Consider the following 19,178-nt stretch of genomic DNA (forward strand, 5'->3'; position numbering starts at 1 on the left):
GATTCCAAGGCAAGGAAATCCAAAAACCATCAAATCGCGGGCTCCGCTGTCAGACCCGATTGGCGATGTCACCCGCGATCTTCGACTGGAAGTCGGCGAGAGACATGACACCGAGGTCTTGGTTGCCACGAGCGCGCACGGCAACAGCCCCGTTTGCCTTCTCCTTGTCGCCAACGACGAGGAGAAACGGGGCCTTTTGCATGGAATGCTCGCGGATTTTACGGGTAATTTTCTCGTTGCGCAAATCGCTCTCAACTCTAAGCCCTTGTTTTTGCAGCGTTTTCGTTACTTCACGAGCGTAATCGGCCTGGTCGTCGGTGATATTCATGACCACCGCTTGAACCGGCGCCAGCCATGTCGGTAGCGCGCCGGCATGCTGCTCGATGAGGATTCCGATGAATCGCTCCAGGCTGCCGACGATGGCGCGGTGCAGAACAAGGGGCGTTTTCCGCTCACCGGATTCATCCACATACTCGGCGCCCAGGCGTTCGGGCATGTTGGGGTCGACCTGAATCGTCCCGCACTGCCACTGGCGCCCGAGCGCGTCTTTCAGCGTGTATTCGATCTTCGGCCCGTAAAAAGCCCCCTCGCCGACCGCAATCTCGAACTCGCAACCGGAGCGGCGCAGGCTTTCCATCAAGGCGTGCTCGGCCTTGTCCCAGGCTTCGTCACTACCGATGCGGGCCTCTGGCCGCGTGGCGACCTTGTAGATGATGTCGGTGAACCCGAAGTCCTTGTAGACCCGCTGCAGCAGCTCCGTGAACGCGGCGCATTCCTCGAAGATCTGCGCTTCGGTGCAGAAGATGTGGCCGTCGTCCTGGGTGAAGCCGCGCACGCGCATGATCCCGTGCAAGCCACCCGTCGGCTCGTTGCGATGGCACTGGCCGAATTCGCCAAACCGCAGGGGCAGGTCGCGGTAGCTCTTGATGCCCTGCTTGAAGATCAGGATGTGCCCGGGGCAGTTCATCGGCTTGAGCGCGTAGTCACGCTTTTCCGACTCGGTGGTGAACATGTTGTCGCGGTACTTGCCCCAGTGGCCGGTCTTCTCCCACAGCGACTGGTCGAGGATCTGCGGGCCTTTCACCTCTTTGTAGCCGTTGTCGCGGTAGACGCGACGCATGTACTGCTCGACCTCCTGCCACACGGCCCAGCCCTTGGGGTGCCAGAAGACGGTGCCGGGCGAGTGTTCGTCGATGTGGAACAGGTCGAGTTCCCGGCCGAGGCGGCGGTGGTCACGCTTCTCTGCCTCTTCGAGCATGTGCAGGTACTGCGCCAACTCCTCCTTGCTGGCCCAGGCCGTGCCGTAGATGCGCTGCAGCATCTCATTGCGGTGATCGCCACGCCAGTACGCGCCTGCCACCTTCATGAGCTTGAAGTGCTTCAGCTTGCCGGTACTGGGCACATGCGGGCCGCGGCACAGGTCCTCGAACTTGCCTTCGCGGTAGAGCGAGACGTCTTCGTTGGCGGGAATGCTGGCGATGATCTCGGCCTTGTAGAACTCGCCCAGACCCTTGAAATACTTCACCGCTTCGTCGCGGGGCAGCACGCGGCGCTCGACGCGTTCGTCCTTCCTGGCCAGTTCGCTCATCTTCGATTCGATGGCGACGAGGTCCTCGGGCGTAAACGGCCGCTTGTACGCGAAGTCGTAATAAAAGCCGTTCTCGATCACCGGACCGATCGTGACCTGGGCTTCAGGAAACAACTCCTTCACCGCATACGCCAGCAAGTGGGCCGTCGAGTGGCGGATGACCTCCAGGCCATCGGCGTCCTTCTCGGTGACGATGGCCAGCGCCATGTCCTGGTCGATGCGGTAGCTGGTGTCCACCACGCGGGCATCGGCCCCCTGCCCCACGCGGCCAGCCAGCGCAGCTTTGGCTAGGCCGGTGCCGATCGACGCAGCCACCTCGGCCACAGTGACCGGGCCTTCGAACTGACGCTTGGACCCATCGGGCAGTTGGACGGAAATCATGATCTGGAACTCCAAAAACAGAAAAGCGCGGGGGTAAGCCGCGCTTTCGAGAGATGACGAGAAAAGAGACGTGACGGAGCCGCGGCCGACTAAAGCTGTACCTGCTTGGTCGTAGTTCGCGGTGTCATAACCATGGTGCCCTTCTCGCTCTTGTTCGTTGACGAAACCCGAATTGTAGAGGAGGCCTCAACCGCGCGCCGTGTACTCGGAGAAGATCCCGACCTCGACATAGCGATTGGCTTCATGCAAACCGGCGGCGGCAAGCGTGGCGAGCACCTCTGGCGGAGCCACGCAGGTGTCGATCGTGTCCCAGTAGTAGCGCCAGAGCATCGGCGTGGCAGGCGCCTTCGAGACAAAGCGCGCAAGGAAAGGTGCCAGGCCACGCATGTACGCCTTGAGGACGGCGGTGGCGATGCGGCCCTTCGGCCGGGTGATCTCCAGGATCAGCAAGCGGCCACCCGGCTTGAGCACCCGGCGGAACTCCGCGCAGGCGACCGAAAAGTCGCTGATGTGGCGCAGCGCATAGCCCATGACGAGGAAGTCGACCGATGCATCCGGCACGGGGATCTCTTCAGCGCGGCCAATGCGGCAAGACACCTGCGCCGGCAGGCGCGCCTGGGCCATCATGCCCTGGCTCGGGTCGACGCCGACGAGGTTCTGCGGCTCGTGCGTCACGTTCAGGATCTCTTGCGAAACCAGGCCCGTTCCCATGCCCACGTCGACGACTTGCATGCCCGGCTTCAGGCCTGCGCGTAGCAAGGCCATGCGACGGTAGCGCGAGCCGGTACCCAGTCCAAGAATCCGCTCGACGCGGTTGTAGTCGACGGCGGTGTCGTCGAAGTTCGAACGCAGGAATCGCTCGCGTGCGGCCATGTCGCCACTTGCGTAGTACTCAGGCAACGGGCTGTGCGGAAGGTGAACCACGGGCTTGCCGTCGTTGTTTGGGCTGGGCTTCATCTGCGTCGGGCGGGGTCGAAAGGCGGTAGTGTCGCTCAGACTTGCGCGCCGTCGGCCGACGGGCAGCCCAACCTTTCAGAGGGCTTGCGCCTCGATGGGCTTGCCCGTACCGACCAGGGAGTCGAACTCGTCAGCCAAACGCTGGCTCTCGGATACGGCGCGTGACCACGCCTTGATGCGGGCCGGGATGTCCCGGTCGTAGCGCTTGAAGTCCGATCGATCCGGCAGCTTGCCGTTGGGCAGCGTGGCAACCCACTCCGCGCTCGGCGCCAGCACCACCACGTTGTCGAGGTGGGCACTTGCCCGGTGGCGGTACTTCAAGGCCTTGTCGAGCCACCCGGGGATGACTGCGCGCTGGAAGTGCGGGTACAGCACCAAGCCGTCGCTCATGGACGCGTAGTTCAAATGCAGGTGGTAGTCGGTGATGCCGCCATCCCAGTAGGCCCCCCGCGGCGCTCCAGGTATGTCATGCACTGCGTCGAGCCAGAACGGAATCGAACAGCTGGCCAGGATGCTGGGCTGCAGGTTGCCCGCATCCAGCGGGACCGTCTGGCTGCGGTAATCCTGCAGATGCAGCGGCAGTGGCTCGCGCGGATCGGAGAACACCACGCGCTCCAGCCAGGCCCCCATGGCGCGGCGGCTGATCGCGTTGGTGGCAAACGCGCCCAGGTAACCCAAAGGGGTCGTCAGCCCCGACAGGCGCCGCCCTTCGCGCTTGAGCATGTGCCGCCCGCGGCTCGTGACCACATGCAGCCTGAAGCGTGGGTGCGTCAGCAACTCGCTCTCGCGCCCCGCGAAGGTCTCTGCGAGCTTTGCACCGAACACTTCGCTCACGTGCGTGGGCGTGGGCGATCTGCCGTGCTTGTGCTCGTATTCCTGGCGGATGTAGTCATCGGCCATTCGGGCGAACGCCTGCCTGGGGTCATGGAGACACGCGGTCGCCATGCGCCACGCACCGATCGACGCCCCGACGAGGTGAACGGTTTGATCGCTCTGCGGGAGCCAGCCCCCAAAGAGGTGCTGGTCAAGCGCGCTGAGCACGAGGCCCTTCGGGCCGCCTGCCGCCCCGGGCACGATGCGAACGTCGTGCGGCTGCAGGCCCTTGTCGCGCAAGGTCGCCAGCGCGCGTGGGCCGGCATAGATCTGCAGAGCCTTCATCGTCAAGCCGGCGTCAACGCTTGGTCTGGAGCTTGGCAAACGCCGCAGCCATGGCCGACGCACCTTGCGGCTGGCTCACTCCGCGCGAGCCAGCGTTCGAGCGCTCGCCGCGCGCCGGCGGCCGATAGCTGTTGTCGCTGCGCTCACCGCGCGGCGCCACGGCGGCGTCGAGCTTCATGGTGAGCGAGATGCGCTTGCGAGCCAGGTCCACTTCCAGCACCTTCACCTTCACGATGTCGCCGGTCTTGACCACCTCGCGAGCGTCGTTGACGAACTTGTTGCTGAGCTGGCTCACATGCACGAGGCCGTCCTGATGCACGCCGAGGTCGACGAACGCACCAAACTGCGCCACGTTGCTGACCGTGCCTTCGAGCGTCATGCCGGGTTGCAGGTCCTTGATGTCTTCCACGCCGTCGTTGAAGCGGGCGACCTTGAAGTCCGGCCGCGGGTCGCGCCCAGGCTTCTCGAGCTCGGCCAGGATGTCCTTCACCGTGATCGCACCGAACTTGTCGTCGGCGAAGGCATCCGGCCTGAGCGTACGCAAGACATCGCTGCGCCCCATCACTTCGGCCGCCGGCTTGGCGACGGACTTGAGGATCTTCTCGACAACCGGGTAGGTCTCCGGGTGCACGCCGGTTTGATCGAGCGGGTTGTCGCCACCGCGGATGCGCAGGAAACCAGCGCTCTGCTCGAAGGTCTTGGCCCCGAGGCCGCTCACATCGAGCAACTGCTGGCGGCTGCGGAAGGCGCCATTGGCATCACGCCAGCGCACGATGCTGCTGGCCACGGCCGTGCTCAGCCCGGACACGCGCGACAGCAGCGGCGCAGAAGCGGTATTGAGGTCCACCCCCACTGAGTTCACGCAGTCTTCGATGACAACATCTAGGCTGCGAGCCAGCTCGCTCTGGTTCACGTCATGCTGGTACTGGCCGACGCCGATGCTCTTGGGGTCGATCTTCACGAGTTCGGCCAGGGGGTCTTGCAGTCGGCGCGCGATGCTTACGGCGCCGCGCAGGCTCACGTCGAGTTCGGGCAACTCCTTGCTGGCGTACTCGCTGGCCGAATACACCGACGCGCCGGCCTCGCTCACGACCACCTTCTCGATGTGCGTGCCGGGTGCGAGTTGCTGGATGCGCTTGATCAGGTCGGAGGCCAGCTTGTCGGTCTCGCGGCTGGCGGTGCCGTTGCCGATGGCGATCAGGTTCACGCCGTGCGTTGCGCACAGGCGGCCCAGCGTGTGGATGGAGCCTTCCCAGTCGTTGCGCGGCTCGTGCGGGTAGACGGTGTGGGTGTCCAGCACCTTGCCCGTGGCGTCGACCACGGCCACCTTCACACCGGTGCGAATGCCTGGGTCCAGGCCCATCACCACGCGGGGGCCGGCGGGCGCGGCCAGCAGCAGGTCGCGCAGGTTTTCGGCGAAGACCTTGATGGCGACCTTCTCTGCCTCTTCACGCAGACGGCTGAAGAGATCGCGCTCCAGGCTCAGGCTGAGCTTGACCTTCCAGGTCCAGGCGATCGTCTTGCGGATGAGGTCATCGGCGGCACGCTTGGCGTGGCTCCAGCCGAGGTGAATGGCGATGCGGCCCTCAGCCTTCGACGGTTGCCCCGGCACCAGCTCTTCATCGAGCACCAGCTTTGCATCCAGGAACTCCTGCGTGCGGCCGCGAAACACGGCGAGCGCGCGGTGCGAAGGCACGCGGTTGATCGGCTCGTCGTAGTCGAAGTAGTCGCGGAACTTGGCGATGTCGGGGTTGTTCTCGTCCTTGCCGTCCATCAGCTTGGAGCGAAACAGACCTTCGTCCCACAGCCACTCACGCAGCTTGCCGATCAACGCGGCATCTTCGGCCCAGCGCTCGCTCAGCAGATCGCGCACGCCGTCGAGCACGGCCAGCGCATCGGCAAATCCCCCGTCGGCGTTGATGAACGCGGCGGCTTCGTCCAGCGGCAAGAGTGTCGGGTCGGCAAAGAGCTTGTCGGCCAGGGGTTCGAGGCCGGCTTCGCGGGCGATCATGCCCTTGGTGCGGCGGCGCGGCTTGTAGGGCAGGTAGATGTCCTCAAGGTCTTGCTTGGTGGGCGCGGATTCGACCAGGGCGCGCAACTCCGGCGTGAGCTTGCCCTGTTCATCGATGCTCTTGAGCACGGCAGCGCGGCGGTCTTCGAGCTCGCGCAGGTAGCCGAGCCGTGCTTCCAGGTCGCGCAGTTGCGTGTCGTCGAGGCCGTCGGTGGCCTCCTTGCGATAGCGGGCAATGAAGGGCACCGTGGCGCCACCGTCCAGCAGCTCCACGGCTGCGTTCACTTGCGCCGGGCGAACCTTCAGTTCGGCGGCCAACTGCAGAAGAATCTTGTTCAAAACGAGGGGCCCGTGGCAGGGCTGCAGAGGGAAAGCGGGGCAGTTTGCCATATGCGAATCAGGCCTCGGCGAGCACCCTGTCCGGCCTGCCGGACACCCGTGCAAAACACTCGACACCCTGATCGGCTCACGGTTACCCGCACACTTTCCACAGCAATCAGCGGCGCGGACTCAGTTAGTAGTCATATGCAATTTCGGCTTCTTTCCGCGACATTGAGCCTGAATTGCGTATGAACCGAAACCATTCATATCCGGCTCAGGGAAACCGATATACGCGCCAAACTGCACGGCCGTTCATGATTGGACGGTCGGTCACAAATTGCGATCGACCAACCTAAACCAAAAGACAGACAGGAGACATCATGAACATCACAGCGCAGAAGTTCGCGCATCGCGCCACCGCCTTCGCCAAGGCTTCGTTGGTCGTGGCATCACTGCTGGCATCGAGCTATGCCGCAGCCCAGTACGAGAAAGGGCCGGACCCCACGGTCGCCGGCCTGGAGCGCGACGGTTCCTTCACCGTGCGCACCACCACCGTCTCGCGCCTGAGCGCCAGCGGCTTCGGCGGCGGCACCATCTATTACCCGAGCGCCACCGGCACCTACGGCGTGGTTGCCATCTCGCCTGGCTTCACCGCCTACCAGTCATCTATCAGCTGGATCGGTCGCCGCCTGGCGTCGCACGGCTTCGTGGCCATCACGATCGACACCAACACCACTTCCGACCAACCTGACAGCCGCGCCCGCCAACTGAAGGCTGCGCTCGACAAGGTGGTCAGCCTGAGCGCCGGCCGCACCAACGTGCTGTACGGCAAGGTCGACAGCTCGCGTCTGGCCGTGGCCGGTCACTCGATGGGCGGCGGCGGCACTCTGGCGGCCGCACGTGACTACCCGCAGCTGAAGGCAGCTGTGCCGCTGGCTCCGTGGCACACCACCAAGAGCTTCTCGTCAGTTCGCGTTCCCACGCTGATCATCGGCGCTGACGGCGACACGGTCGCTGGCGTTTCCAGCCACTCGATCCCGTTCTACAACAGCCTGCCGAGCTCCACCCCCAAGGGCTACCTCGAACTGCAGAACGAGGACCACTTCTTCCCGCAAGACAGCGGCGAATACGGCCTGGTCGGCAAGTACATGATCTCGTGGTTCAAGCGCTTCGTCGACAACGACGCTCGCTACAGCCCGTACCTGTGCGGCGCCCCTCACCAAACCCAGGTGGCCAACACCCTGCGCGTCTCCGATTCGCGCACCAACTGCCCGTACTGATCGGGTCTGAGCGGCAGGGCGCAAGCCCTGCCGCTTTTTCTTTGCTTGTCTGACTTCCTGTCCCTCACGAAATCCCCCGGACGTCAGCGTCCACCCTGACGGCCGGTCACGAGCGTCTCGAAGGCGCCTTCATTCAACCCGGTGGACCCAGGAGACAGTATGAAAATCACAACGCATGCATCCATGCGCAGCGTCAAGGCTTTCGCCCAGGCTTCCCTCGTCGTCGCCGCGATGGCGGTGTCGTCGCTGGCGAGCGCCCAGTACCAGAAGGGCCCGGACCCCACGACATCCGCCCTGGAGCGCACGGGCAGCTTCACCGTTCGCACCACCACCATCTCGCGCCTGAGCGCCAATGGCTTTGGCGGCGGCACGATCTATTACCCCACCGCATCGGGCAGCTATGGCGCGATCGCCATCTCGCCGGGTTTCACGGCCTACCAGTCGTCGATCAGCTGGATGGGCACCCGCCTCGCGTCTCACGGTTTCGTGGTGATCACCATCGACACCAACACCACCTCTGACCAGCCTGACAGCCGTGGCCGCCAGCTCAAGGCCGCGCTCGATCGCGTGGTGGCTCTGAGCCGCTCGACCAGCAGCCCGATCTACAACAAGGTCGACAGTTCACGCCTGGGCGTCGCCGGGCACTCGATGGGCGGTGGCGGCACGCTGTCCGCGGCACGTGACAACCCGTCGTACAAGGCAGCCGTCCCCATCGCTCCGTGGCACACCACCAAGAGCTGGCGCACGGTCGGGGTTCCGACTCTGATCATCGGTGGCTCGACCGATACGATCGCTGGCGTGTCATCGCATTCGATCCCGTTCTACACGAGCCTTCCATCGAGCACCGACAAGGCGTATGCCGAACTTCGGGGGGAAGGACACTTCTTCCCGCAGCTGTCGTCCAATTACCCTATCGTCGGCCGCTACATGATTTCGTGGTTCAAGCGATTCATGGACAACGACACGCGGTACAGCCCGTTCCTGTGCGGCGCACAACATCAGTCTGACCTCGGCGGTCTCTTCGGCCCCTTCTCCGACTACCGCGAGAACTGCCCGTACTGATCGGCTCAGGCCGATGCACGCGCCGCGTCGGGAGACGCGCGCCGTGCAGCCAGCCAGGCCAGGGCACCAGCCCCCGCCGCGCGCCCTGAGGCGAGGCAGGCCGTCAACAGGTAGCCCCCGGTGGGGGCTTCCCAATCAATCATCTCGCCGGCGCAGAACACGCCCGGTGCAACTTTCAGCATCAACCCCTCGTCGAGTGCGTCGAACGACACACCGCCCGCCGTACTGATGGCTTCGGCGATCGGGCGTGCCGCCACAAGGCGTAGCGGCAAGGCCTTGATGAAGCTCGCGAGCCGAGTCGGGTCGCCCATCACGTCGCGGGGAACCACCTCGTGCAACAACCCCGCTTTCACGCCGTACAGGCCAAGCCGTGTCTTCAGATGGGTCGACAGCGAACGCGAGCCACGCGGATGGGCCAGTTCGGACTGCACCCACTCGTGGCTGCGCGCCGGGAGCAGATCGAGTTCCAGGGTGGCGTGGCCCTGCGAAAGCAACTCGTCACGCAAGTGTCCTGAGGCGGCATAGATCAGGCTGCCTTCCACGCCCGACTCGGTCACGACGAACTCACCCAGTTGGTGGAATGCGGGGCCGTTGCGATCGTCGCTACCGCATGACACACCCACCGACTTGAGCGCATGCCCCGCATACCGGCTACGGAAGTGCTCCGTCCAGCCGATGTCGAACCCGCAGTTCGACGGCTGCAAGGCCGCGATCGACACACCACGCTTCGCAAGCCAAGGCACCCAGGCACCGTCCGAACCGAGGCGCGGCCAACTCGCGCCACCCACGGCGACGAGTACGGCATCACCATGCACGTGCAATGCGCCCTCGGGCGAATCGAACCGAAGCTGCGCCTGCTCGCCAGCTGCGCCAAAGCCCACCCAGCGGTGCCGCATGTGAAAGCGCACGCCTTTCGCGCGCAGCCGCTGCAGCCACGCGCGCAACAGCGGGGCAGCTTTCATGTCGGTCGGGAACACGCGACCCGATGAGCCGACGAAGGTGTCGATGCCCAGGCCATGCACCCAATCGCGCAAGGCCTGCGGGCTGAACTGGTTCAACCAGGGCTCGACGTTCGCTTGGCGCTTGCCATAGCGCGCCGCAAAGGCCTGGAAGGGCTCACTGTGGGTAAGGTTCAACCCGCCTTTGCCCGCCAGCAGGAACTTGCGGCCCACCGAAGGCATGGCGTCATAGACATCGACTTGCGCGCCGCCCTCGGCCAGCACCTCGGCGGCCATGAGGCCGGCCGGGCCGCCGCCGATGACGGCGACACGAGGTGCAGCGAGCGCGGGCAAAGCGGGCGAGGCGCGTGTCAGTCCGCGGCGCGCAAGGCTTCGCGCAGTTGCGCGCCCACTTCGGGGCGTGCGGCGAATGGGTCCGACGGGTTGCGGCCCGCCATCGCGTCTTCAAGGCGCGTCTGCACGCCACCCAGCGCATGGGGGTGGCTGAAGATGTAGAAGCGCCCTTCTGCCACGGCATCGAACACCGACTGCGCCATTGTGGCCGCCGTCACCTTGCCGCTGGTTACCGCCTTGGCGCTCATGGCGCGGGCAATGATCTGGCTCTTGGTGAGCTTGCCTTCGGTCTGCATGTCGGCCGGGCGGTTGCGCGCGCTGTTGTGGATGCCGGTGGGGATGAAGTACGGGCACAGCACCGAGGCGCTGACCTGGTCGGTGACGAGGCGCAGGTCTTGGTACAGCGTCTCGCTCAGCGACACCACCGCATGCTTGGTGACGTTGTAGACGCCCATGTTCGGCGCATTGAGCATGCCGGCCATCGACGCGGTGTTGACGATGTGCCCTTGGTAGGACGAGTCCTTCTTGGCCGCATCCAGCATCATCGGCGTGAACACGCGAACGCCGTGTGCAACCCCCATCAGGTTCACGCCGACGATCCATTCCCAATCCTTGACCGACTGTTCCCAGATCAGGCCACCACCGCCCACGCCGGCGTTGTTGAAGACGAACGAGGGAGCCCCGAATCGCTCCAGCGTCGCGGCCCCCATGGCTTCGACCTGCTCCGCCTTGGAGACGTCGAGCTTGAAGGGCAGAACCTGCGCGCCCAGCCCCTTGATCTCGGACGTGGCCAGTTCCAGCGCGTCGGCCTGCACGTCGGCCATGACGACATTCATGCCGAGCTTGGCTGCAATGCGCGAGGCCTCCAGCCCGAAGCCCGAGCCGGCGCCGGTGATGACGGCGGTACCGCCCTTGAAGTTCTTCATTTGCTATCTCCTGATTCGACTTTGGGTTTCTTGATCTGGTAGCCGATGCGCGGGAAGTGAACATGCACCGTGCCCGCGCGTTCGTCGGTGCGTTCGATGACGACTTCATGCGTGTTGAGACCGATGAGCGTGCCCGACACGATATCGGTGGCGTAGTCGGTCGGCGCCACAGTGACCGCGTCGCCAGCCGCGAAGCCGGCACCCGGTTCAACCTGTGCGGCAGCGAACTTCCGGGTTCTGGCCGACAACTCGAGCGCGTCGGAACTCGACATTTTCTCCGAGCTGCCATGCCCGAACGCCGCCACCCGCTCATACCACGCGATCAGCTTGTGGAAGGGCGCGAGCACCGTCGCCACCGGGGGCGCGCGGCGGATGTACCAGACCGACTGAGCCACCGAAAAGTCGGCGATGCAAGGCTTCTCGCCAAGCAGGTAGCTGCGCCCGTCCGCGAGCTCGGCCTCCAGCCAGCCGAAGTAGCTGGCGAGTTGCGCGGCCGCGTCGGCCACGGTCGCGCGACGCACGCCGGCCGTCATGGCAGCACGGTCGGCCCCGAAGGCCTTGAGGAAATCAGGCGGTGCGCCCTGGAACATGTGCGCCGCACCGGCCGGCTGCATGGTGTACGGGATCGCCGTCCAGAACAGGGTGCTGTCGGCCCACTGAGCCAGCACATGTTGAGCGCCCGAGGCCGACACCGGGTACAGCGGAGGCTGCGGTGCCACGGACTCGATGACGCGACACATCAGCGCCGTGTCGCAGTAGATATCGGCGCCGACCTGCAGGAAAGGCGTGCGGCGGTATCCGCCGGTGAGCGCCACCACATCGGGTTTGGGCAGCATGACCGGCACCTTGACCGACTTCCACGCCAAGCCCTTGAAGCCCAGGATCAGGCGCACCTTCTCCGAGAAGGGCGAACTGTCATAGTGGTGAAGAATCAAGTCAGACATGGCGTGGCTCTCGAAAAGCGCTCAATCGGATGCATCGGGGCGCATGATCTTGCGCCCACCCGCGGGCAGGCCCTTGAGGTACTTGAAGGTGCCGCTGGCTTGCGCCACGAGCGCGCCCTTCTCGTCGAAGACCTGTGCTTCGCAAAACGCCAGCGACGCGGTGCCGTGCACACGCCGGCCCTTGGCGTGCAGGCGGCCCAAGCCGGGTCGCATGAAACTCGTCTTCATCTCGATGGTGACGACGCCGATGCCGTTGCTCTGCCCTTCCCCGCCGAGACCCTGTGCGCGAGCGGCATGCGCCATGGTCACGTCAAGCAAGGTCATGGTCACGCCGCCGTGGGCCACGCTCCACGAGTTGCACAGCTCCTCGCGCAAGGTGACGGCGATCTCGGCCTCGCCGTCTTCGAACTTCAGCAACTCAAAGCCCAGGTGCTCGACGAAGGGGATGAAGGTATGAAACTTCATCTCGCTCAACCACCGTGGATGGCACTCACCCCGCCGTCCACGGCCAGGATCTGCCCGGTGATGTGCTTGCCCGCCGCCGAAGCGAACAGCAGCACGGCGCCCTTCAGGTCGTCGTCGTCGCCAATGCGTTGCAACGGTGCGCGCGAGGCCATCTTCTCGGCGCCCACGCGCTCCAGCGTGCCCATGGTCATCTTGCTCGGGAAGAAGCCTGGCGCGAGCGCGTTGACGGTGATGCCGTACTTGCCCCATTCGCCGGCGAGCGTGCGCGTGAAGTTGACAGCCGCGCCCTTGCTCGTGCCATAGGCGATGTACTGGATGTCGGGGCCCGCGCCCGAGAGGCCTGCGATCGATGCCACGTTGATGATGCGGCCCTGGCGGCGCGGGATCATGCTCAGCTTGCCCACCGCCTGGCTCATCAGGAAGATGCTGCGGATGTTGAGGTTGAGCACCTTGTCCCAGGCTTCGAGCGGGTGGTCTTCGGCGGGTGCGCCCCAGGTGGCTCCGGCGTTGTTGATGAGGATGTCGACCTGACCCAGGCGCTGCATCGCATCGGCCGCCACGCGCTGGATCTCTTCGGGTTGGCTTGCGTCGGCCGCAACCCACATCGACTCGATGCCGCGCGACTTCAGATGCGCAGCAGCCTCTTCGAGATCGCCGGCCTTGCGCGAGGTGAGCAGGATCTTCGCGCCCGCTTCGCCGAGCGACTCGGCGATCTGCAGGCCCAGGCCTCGCGAGCCGCCGGTGACGAGTGCGGTCTTGCCGGTGAGGTCGAACAGCTTTTGAACAGGAGTGCTCATGTCTTCTTATCCGAGGTTGGAGGTATCTCGCCCTTCATGCGCGAGCGAACGTAGATGAGTGCCAGGCCGAGTGCAGCGATCACCACACCCACCGAGACCAGAATGCCACTCAGGGAGCCGTCGCTGCCCCGTACCGAGAGGCCCAGCGCCACGCCAATCAGCCCGCCGTAGATCAGCACCCAGATCCAGACCTCCAGCGTGCTGGCTTTCATGTCAGAACCAGGCGTCGTTCATGGTGCGGCAGGTGGCGTCACGCGTCTCGACCACCTTGAGCCACGCAGGAACTCGCGGCAACTCGTAGCGGAAGAAGTAGCGCGCCGCGGCAAGCGAACCCTGGCGCACGTTCTCTTCGGCCTGGCTCGCCTGCGCGCACAGCGCCACATCGAGCCACACCCACGCCAGCACCGCGTGGCCGAAGGCCTGCAGGTACGGCACGGCGTTGGCCAGAGCTTCCTCAGGCACGCCTGTGGCCCATGCCGACTTGGTGGCGTTGCCCAGATGCTTGAGTGCGCCCGCCAGGGCGTTCGCTTCTTCGGCCCACTCGGGCAGCTGCAAGGCGCGCTGGAGTGTGGCGTTGATCGTATTGGCCAGCAGGGCCAGGCCCTTGCCACCATCCATGAGCACCTTGCGGCCGAGCAGGTCCAGGCCCTGGATGCCGTGGGTGCCCTCGTGGATCATGTTCAGGCGGTTGTCGCGCCAGTACTGCTCGACCGGGTAGTCGCGCGTGTAGCCATAGCCACCGTGGATCTGGATCGCCAGGCTGTTCGCCTCCAGACACCATTCGCTCGGCCAGCTCTTGGCAATGGGGGTGAGCATCTCCAGCAGCAGGCCAGCCTCTGCCTTCTGGTCGCCTTCGCCGGTATGCAGTTCATCGACGAGGCGCGAGCAATAGAGCTCCAGCGCGAGCGCACCTTCGCAGTACGACTTCTGCGCGAGCAGCATGCGCTTCACGTCGGCGTGCTGAATGATCGGCACCTGCGCCTGCTTCGCGTCCTTGCCGCCCACGCCGATCGGGCGGCCCTGGGGGCGGCCCTGGGCGTACGCCAGGCTGGCCTCGTAGCCTGCGTAGCCGAGCATCACGGCGCCCAACCCGACACCGATGCGCGCCTCATTCATCATGTGGAACATGGCCTTCAGGCCATCGCCCGGCTTGCCCACCAGGTAGCCGATCGCCCCCGGCTTGCCACGCACCGCGTACTTGCCTTCACCGAAGTTGAGCAAGGTGTTGGGAATGCCGCGGTACCCCAGCTTGTGATTCAGCCCCGCAAGCGCCACGTCGTTGCGCTCACCGGTGAGCCTGGCGTCGGTGTCGACCAGCTTCTTGGGCACGATGAAGAGCGAGATGCCCTTGGTGCCGGGGATCAGGTTGCCATCCGGGCCGGGGATCTTGGCCAGCACGAGGTGCACGATGTTCTCGGTCAGCTCGTGCTCGCCGTTGCTGATCCACATCTTGTTGCCGCGAAGGCGGTAGCGTGGGCCGAGCGGGTCGGTCTCGAAGTCGTCACCATCGGGTGTGGCGCGCGTGACGATGTCTGACAGCGACGAGCCGGCCTGCGGCTCGCTCAGGCACATGGTTCCGAAGAAGCGGCCGGAGAACTCGTTCTTCGCGAACACCTCTTGCTGTGCCGGCGTGCCGTGCGCCATCAGCAAGTTGGCATTGCCGGCGGTCAGCATGCCGCCGCCGCCCAAACCGATGCTCGCCTTCGAGAAGAAGGTATTGGCCGCCATCTCGACCACGCAGGGCAGCTGCATGCCGCCGATCTCGTAGTCTTGCGCGGCGGCCAGCATGCCCGACTCCACGTACGCCTTGGCCGCATCGTGCGATGCCTGCGGCAGGATCACCTTCTCGCCGTCGAAGTGCGGCTCCTGGGTGTCCGACAGGCGGTTGAACGGCGCGAACTTCTCGCGGGCGATGCGCTCGCAGGTGTCGAGCACCGATGAGAACGTCTCGCCCGAGTGGTCGGCGAAGCGCGGGCGCTGCGAGAGCGATTCGACCTTCAACCAGTCGAACAGCAGGAAATCCAGGGTGGTGCGGTAGCTCATGATCAGCGCGGCGGTTCGATGAGGTGCGAACCCCGCACTATGCCGCAGTGAGCCGCCCGTGAACTATCGCCATGGCGACTGCCCGGCGCGTGGCAGTGCCATAGGGCAGCGCTGAAAAGCGCCCCGCGAGGTGGGCTGCGCTTGCGGCTTGTCCCGCGTCGCCCCGAGGGCAGTCAGAGCCCGCCCAACTGATCGCCGATGCGCGGCGCCAGGTGCTCACGCACCTTGGCGCCGATGGCCTCGGCCTCTTCTTCACCGAGCGCCAGCGCGATCTCCTGTCGAGCCGTGGCATGCATGTTGAGCAGCCCGCGCAGCTTGCGAAACGCCGCCGGGTTGTCGGCACCGCACACACTGGCGTCGTCTCGAAGCACACGCTCCACGACGCCCGGGTCGAGGAGCTTCACGTGGCAGATCACCGCCTCCTGGACGATGCACAGGTCGATGCTCTCCAGCAGCGTGGCCCAATGGTCGTGGGTGAAGTGGTCGGAGCCTTGCATGTCAGATCGAAGCGCACTCACGCGGTGGCGCTCCCACGGCGGGCTTTGGAGGCCGGCGCGCGGCGTGCCGACGGCATGCGCGCCACTGCCGGCGCCTTGGTGCGGGCTGCCCCGCGCTTGGCCGGCATCGGCGTGACGCCAGGTACAGACTCGGCATGCTCTCCGGCGGCCCGCGTCGCAACCGTCTGTGCGAGCGATACGGCAAGAGCCGCCACACGCGCCGGATCGACACCCAGTTTCTTGCCGATCTTTGCCATGGCGGGAGACTCGGCCCGGCGCGGCGCGGCCAACAGCACGGCAGCGGCGACAGCCAGCGCCTGTTCGCGCTCGACCCGGCTGGGCAGCAGGTGCGGCAGCGCGGCCAGGGCTTCGTCGTGCGCGAATGTCATCACGAGGGTCTGGCCGTCCAGCAATTGCTCCCAGTCGTCGCGCCGGCTGCTCGCCGGCGGCACGATGGCGTGGTGCGCCAGTTCGGTATGCGATTGCGCGATCAGCTCACCCAGGCGCAGGCTGCGACGCTCGATGCCGCCGCCTTGCTCGATGCCAGCCAACACCATGCGGCACACCGCTTCGGCGAAGCCGCCTTCATCGGCACGGGCCAGCGCGACCAGGCGAGCGGTTTGCTCGTCGCCCTTGGCGCGCTCGAGGGCCGCCGCCTCGCCCGGCGGTTCCGGCCTGAGCACGGCACCCAAGCCTTGCGGGCTGTAGGCAGCGGTAACCCATTGGGCGGAGGCATCGTCGCGCACGCCCCCGACGAAATCCAGCGCCTGGACGATGCTGTCCGAGACCAGTTTCTCCCAGCCGCGCCAGAGGTTGTCACTTTCGGTCGGCTTGCGATCGCTGCGTGCCTGCTCGGCCGCCTGCCTGAGCCAGGGTGCCATGAGGTTGAGCGACGAGAACGCCAGGTGCTGTTGCCGCAAGGGGTGCATCCAGCGCATGGCGTCCCCCAGCGCCCTGCTGCCTACGGCACGCACGAAAGGCTGTGCCCACTGGCGATAGGCCTGCATGTTGAGCTCCGACAGTTGCGCGACCGTGCTGAACAGGGCCTCGTCGCGACGCCCTTCGACGTTGAGCGCGCGGATGTCGTCGAAGCTGCGGTCTTCGAAGCGCACCGTGAACGCGCCCGATTCCAGTTCGGCAAAGGGTGCCTTCGGGTCCTTGGCTTCGATCTTCATCTCGAACAGACCGGGCGGAAGGGCTTCGATCTGGTCGAGCGTGTTGACGATCTGATCGTGCTCCTTGCGGGCCGTAGCACCGCCCACGAAGATGCCCAGGTGCCCGATGGTGGGGTGCAACATGTACACGATGGTGCGGCCGGCGGCGATGAGCGCCTTCTCGTCGCCCCACACGTCGAGCATCCAGTCGAGCGCTTGTTGCGGCGGCGTGATGTTGTCGCCCCACGAGGCAAAGATCACGAGCGGCGCGGTGATGTTGCGCAGGTCGACCCGCTTGCCATCCACCACCACCTCACCCCGCGCCAGCTTGTTGCCGACGAACAGGTTCTCGACGATGGACTCGATCTCTTCGCCCGTCATGCGGAAGTAGCCACCCCACCACCGCTCGAACTCGAGAAAGCGCTCGCGCTCGGTGTCGACATTGGCGTAGAGGTTATATAGCTTGCCCCACAGCGTATTGCCGAGGTTCAGGTTCTCGAAGTTCTCGACCAGCCAGGCGCCGTCGAATCGGTCGCCCGACAGATCGGCCGTGAACGCGGAGAGCCACGCACCGCCCAGCATGCCGCCCGAATAGCGCATTGGGTTCTGCTTGGCACTGCCGGCCCAGTACGACAGCGGCGCCCCATTGAGCACCAGCGGCCCCATGATGTCGTTGCGCACCGACGCCAGCGCCGCCACGGCCCAGCCAGCCTGGCAGTTGCCGATGACGGCGGGCTTGTCCGGGCACCTGGGGTGGCGGCGGATCACTTCTTCGATGAAGGCGGCTTCGGCACGCGCCACGTCGAGCAGCGTCTGGCCATCGACAGGCTCGGGGGCAAAGGTGATGAAGTAGACCGGGTGCCCCGCATGCAGTGCCACACCGACCTCGGAGTCGGGTTTGAAGCCCCCAATGCCAGGCCCGTGCCCCGCGCGCGGGTCGACGACGACGATCGGGCGATGGGCGTCATCGACGCTCACGCCGGCCGGCGGCACGATGCGCAACAGCGAATAGTTGCAGGGGTGCGGCAAGAATTTGCCGTCGATCAGCAGTTCATGCTCGAACTTCAGCAAGGGCGGCTTGCCCGCGATGAAGTGAGCGATGAAGATGTCACCGCGCTCACGCAGCACGTCGAGCGTCAGGACGCCGCGCTGCCAGGCATCGAGCGCGTATGAGGTGGTGTCCTGCGCGAGCCGCGCGAGTGCGCCGCCGTGTGGCGCGGATGAAGTAGGTTCGGGCTTGGCCATGAAGAATCGCGTCCGGGTCTTGATCTGTTGCATTGCAGCATGCAGGATGCAACTTTCAAACCTGCTATTGCCCTGAACCGATCAGGGCCTCTACACCGAGCTGCACATGCCAAGCACCCACCCCCACTACGACCGACTCATCTCCGCAGCGCGCGAGCGCCCCCCGCTGAGGGTCGCCGTTGTGCACCCATGCAGTGATGTGGCGCTACAGGCCGCGCTGGAATCGGCCCGGCTCGGCTTGATCACGCCGCTCCTGATCGGCCCGCGCGCCAAGATCGAGAGCACGGCCGCCGAGGCAGGTGTCGATCTGTCGGGCCTGCTCGTGATCGATGCGCCGCACAGCCATGCCGCCGCCGACACCGCCGTGACCATGGCGCTCAAGGGCGAGGTCGACACCTTGATGAAAGGCAGCCTGCACACCGACGAGCTGATGTCTGCCGTGGTGCGAAGCCAGGGCGGGCTGCGCACCTCTCGCCGGGTGAGCCACTGCTTCGTGATGGACGTGCCCGGCCACGCCAAGCCGCTCATCATTTCAGACGCCGCCATCAACATCGCGCCCACGCTCGAAGAGAAGGCGGACATCGTGCGCAACGCCATCGACCTGGCTCAGGCGCTGGGCATGCAGGACATCCGCGTGGCGGTGCTGTCGGCCGTGGAGACGGTGAACTCGCGCGTGCCCTCCACCATCGACGCCGCCGCGCTGTGCAAGATGGCCGATCGCGGCCAGATCACGGGCGCGCACATCGATGGCCCGCTCGCCATGGACAACGCCATCGACATGGACGCCGCACGCATCAAGGGCATCGTCTCGCCGGTCGCCGGCCAGGCCGATGTGCTGATCGTGCCGGATCTGGACGCCGGCAACATGCTGGCGAAGAGCCTGAGCTTTCTGGCCGGGGCCTACTCGGCAGGCATCGTCCTCGGGGCCAAGGTGCCAGTCATCCTGACGAGCCGCGCAGATTCGGAACCATCGCGGCTGGCATCGTGCGCCGTGGCGTCGATGCTGGCCACCGCATCCCGCGAGGGCCGCATCAAGGCGGTGGGCTGAGCGCCCTGC

Annotated in this window: 16 protein-coding genes; 3 read left to right on the forward strand and 13 right to left on the reverse strand. The window is 65.5% G+C overall.

Annotated features, from left to right (window positions below; all coding sequences use genetic code 11):
• Nucleotides 1-49: 49 nt before the first annotated feature.
• From thrS to AC1KAR_RS01425, 4 genes are all read right to left on the reverse strand, one after another.
• Nucleotides 50-1,969, reverse strand: a complete 1,920-nt coding sequence (gene thrS / locus AC1KAR_RS01410) for a threonine--tRNA ligase (RefSeq protein WP_480313970.1) — start codon at nucleotides 1,967-1,969, stop codon at nucleotides 50-52.
• A 186-nt stretch (nucleotides 1,970-2,155) separates the two neighbouring features.
• Nucleotides 2,156-2,926 carry a class I SAM-dependent methyltransferase gene (locus AC1KAR_RS01415; RefSeq protein ID WP_480313972.1) on the reverse strand — a complete coding sequence of 257 codons (771 nt, stop codon included), beginning with the start codon at nucleotides 2,924-2,926 and terminating at the stop codon, nucleotides 2,156-2,158.
• A 75-nt stretch (nucleotides 2,927-3,001) separates the two neighbouring features.
• Entirely contained in the window at nucleotides 3,002-4,084 is a 1,083-nt protein-coding gene (locus AC1KAR_RS01420) for a patatin-like phospholipase family protein (protein WP_480313974.1), read from the reverse strand.
• A gap of 13 nt (nucleotides 4,085-4,097) precedes the next feature.
• The gene (locus AC1KAR_RS01425; protein ID WP_480313976.1) at nucleotides 4,098-6,434 is read right to left on the reverse strand and encodes a Tex family protein; all 2,337 of its coding nucleotides are present in this window, start codon (nucleotides 6,432-6,434) and stop codon (nucleotides 4,098-4,100) included.
• A gap of 362 nt (nucleotides 6,435-6,796) precedes the next feature.
• On the opposite strand from AC1KAR_RS01425, the gene AC1KAR_RS01430 reads away from it, so the two are divergent.
• Nucleotides 6,797-7,696 carry an alpha/beta hydrolase family protein gene (locus tag AC1KAR_RS01430; protein ID WP_480313978.1) on the forward strand — a complete coding sequence of 300 codons (900 nt, stop codon included), beginning with the start codon at nucleotides 6,797-6,799 and terminating at the stop codon, nucleotides 7,694-7,696.
• A 159-nt stretch (nucleotides 7,697-7,855) separates the two neighbouring features.
• Complete coding sequence (locus AC1KAR_RS01435) at nucleotides 7,856-8,758, forward strand: alpha/beta hydrolase family protein (RefSeq protein ID WP_480313980.1); 903 nt, start codon at nucleotides 7,856-7,858, stop codon at nucleotides 8,756-8,758.
• A 5-nt stretch (nucleotides 8,759-8,763) separates the two neighbouring features.
• Here AC1KAR_RS01435 and AC1KAR_RS01440 read toward each other — a convergent pair whose 3' ends face one another.
• The 9 genes from AC1KAR_RS01440 to AC1KAR_RS01480 all read right to left on the reverse strand — a co-directional run bounded on the left by AC1KAR_RS01440 (nucleotide 8,764) and on the right by AC1KAR_RS01480 (nucleotide 18,121).
• On the reverse strand, nucleotides 8,764-10,050 hold the full coding sequence (locus AC1KAR_RS01440) for a TIGR03862 family flavoprotein (RefSeq protein WP_480313982.1): 1,287 nt from the start codon (nucleotides 10,048-10,050) through the stop codon (nucleotides 8,764-8,766).
• 17 nt (nucleotides 10,051-10,067) lie between these two features.
• Nucleotides 10,068-10,976, reverse strand: coding sequence for an SDR family oxidoreductase (locus AC1KAR_RS01445; RefSeq protein ID WP_480313984.1), 909 nt, complete (start codon nucleotides 10,974-10,976; stop codon nucleotides 10,068-10,070).
• Nucleotides 10,973-11,920: a glutathione S-transferase family protein gene (locus AC1KAR_RS01450; RefSeq protein ID WP_480313986.1), complete on the reverse strand. Its 948-nt coding sequence runs from the start codon at nucleotides 11,918-11,920 to the stop codon at nucleotides 10,973-10,975. The genes AC1KAR_RS01445 and AC1KAR_RS01450 overlap by 4 nt, the downstream gene beginning before the upstream one ends.
• A gap of 21 nt (nucleotides 11,921-11,941) precedes the next feature.
• Nucleotides 11,942-12,385, reverse strand: a complete 444-nt coding sequence (locus AC1KAR_RS01455) for a PaaI family thioesterase (protein ID WP_480313988.1) — start codon at nucleotides 12,383-12,385, stop codon at nucleotides 11,942-11,944.
• Between the two features lie 5 nt (nucleotides 12,386-12,390).
• Nucleotides 12,391-13,182, reverse strand: coding sequence for an SDR family oxidoreductase (locus tag AC1KAR_RS01460; RefSeq protein WP_480313990.1), 792 nt, complete (start codon nucleotides 13,180-13,182; stop codon nucleotides 12,391-12,393).
• Nucleotides 13,179-13,394: a hypothetical protein gene (locus AC1KAR_RS01465; RefSeq protein WP_480313991.1), complete on the reverse strand. Its 216-nt coding sequence runs from the start codon at nucleotides 13,392-13,394 to the stop codon at nucleotides 13,179-13,181. The genes AC1KAR_RS01460 and AC1KAR_RS01465 overlap by 4 nt, the downstream gene beginning before the upstream one ends.
• Before the next feature lies 1 nt (nucleotide 13,395).
• Nucleotides 13,396-15,225, reverse strand: a complete 1,830-nt coding sequence (locus AC1KAR_RS01470; RefSeq protein WP_480313993.1) for an acyl-CoA dehydrogenase — start codon at nucleotides 15,223-15,225, stop codon at nucleotides 13,396-13,398.
• 173 nt (nucleotides 15,226-15,398) lie between these two features.
• A complete protein-coding gene (locus AC1KAR_RS01475; protein ID WP_480313995.1) occupies nucleotides 15,399-15,722 on the reverse strand; it encodes a hypothetical protein in 324 nt (107 codons plus the stop codon).
• Nucleotides 15,723-15,739: 17 nt separating this feature from the next.
• Nucleotides 15,740-18,121, reverse strand: a complete 2,382-nt coding sequence (locus tag AC1KAR_RS01480; protein WP_480313996.1) for a DUF3141 domain-containing protein — start codon at nucleotides 18,119-18,121, stop codon at nucleotides 15,740-15,742.
• A 106-nt stretch (nucleotides 18,122-18,227) separates the two neighbouring features.
• On the opposite strand from AC1KAR_RS01480, the gene AC1KAR_RS01485 reads away from it, so the two are divergent.
• Nucleotides 18,228-19,169: a bifunctional enoyl-CoA hydratase/phosphate acetyltransferase gene (locus AC1KAR_RS01485; protein WP_480313999.1), complete on the forward strand. Its 942-nt coding sequence runs from the start codon at nucleotides 18,228-18,230 to the stop codon at nucleotides 19,167-19,169.
• Nucleotides 19,170-19,178 lie beyond the last annotated feature (9 nt).

It is taken from the genome of Piscinibacter sp. PDB1-1 (genome assembly GCF_056675995.1).

What these genes read in the sequence shown, in the direction of transcription:
- AC1KAR_RS01460 (WP_480313990.1), bottom strand. Translation starts at nt 13,182, where the DNA reads ATGAGCACTCCTGTTCAAAAGCTGTTCGACCTCACCGGCAAGACCGCA.
- AC1KAR_RS01455 (WP_480313988.1), bottom strand. Translation starts at nt 12,385, where the DNA reads ATGAAGTTTCATACCTTCATCCCCTTCGTCGAGCACCTGGGCTTTGAG.
- thrS (WP_480313970.1), bottom strand. Translation starts at nt 1,969, where the DNA reads ATGATTTCCGTCCAACTGCCCGATGGGTCCAAGCGTCAGTTCGAAGGC.
- AC1KAR_RS01430 (WP_480313978.1), top strand. Translation starts at nt 6,797, where the DNA reads ATGAACATCACAGCGCAGAAGTTCGCGCATCGCGCCACCGCCTTCGCC.
- AC1KAR_RS01435 (WP_480313980.1), top strand. Translation starts at nt 7,856, where the DNA reads ATGAAAATCACAACGCATGCATCCATGCGCAGCGTCAAGGCTTTCGCC.
- AC1KAR_RS01485 (WP_480313999.1), top strand. Translation starts at nt 18,228, where the DNA reads ATGCCAAGCACCCACCCCCACTACGACCGACTCATCTCCGCAGCGCGC.
- AC1KAR_RS01480 (WP_480313996.1), bottom strand. Translation starts at nt 18,121, where the DNA reads ATGGCCAAGCCCGAACCTACTTCATCCGCGCCACACGGCGGCGCACTC.
- AC1KAR_RS01420 (WP_480313974.1), bottom strand. Translation starts at nt 4,084, where the DNA reads ATGAAGGCTCTGCAGATCTATGCCGGCCCACGCGCGCTGGCGACCTTG.
- AC1KAR_RS01470 (WP_480313993.1), bottom strand. Translation starts at nt 15,225, where the DNA reads ATGAGCTACCGCACCACCCTGGATTTCCTGCTGTTCGACTGGTTGAAG.
- AC1KAR_RS01465 (WP_480313991.1), bottom strand. Translation starts at nt 13,394, where the DNA reads ATGAAAGCCAGCACGCTGGAGGTCTGGATCTGGGTGCTGATCTACGGC.
- AC1KAR_RS01445 (WP_480313984.1), bottom strand. Translation starts at nt 10,976, where the DNA reads ATGAAGAACTTCAAGGGCGGTACCGCCGTCATCACCGGCGCCGGCTCG.
- AC1KAR_RS01450 (WP_480313986.1), bottom strand. Translation starts at nt 11,920, where the DNA reads ATGTCTGACTTGATTCTTCACCACTATGACAGTTCGCCCTTCTCGGAG.
- AC1KAR_RS01475 (WP_480313995.1), bottom strand. Translation starts at nt 15,722, where the DNA reads ATGCAAGGCTCCGACCACTTCACCCACGACCATTGGGCCACGCTGCTG.
- AC1KAR_RS01415 (WP_480313972.1), bottom strand. Translation starts at nt 2,926, where the DNA reads ATGAAGCCCAGCCCAAACAACGACGGCAAGCCCGTGGTTCACCTTCCG.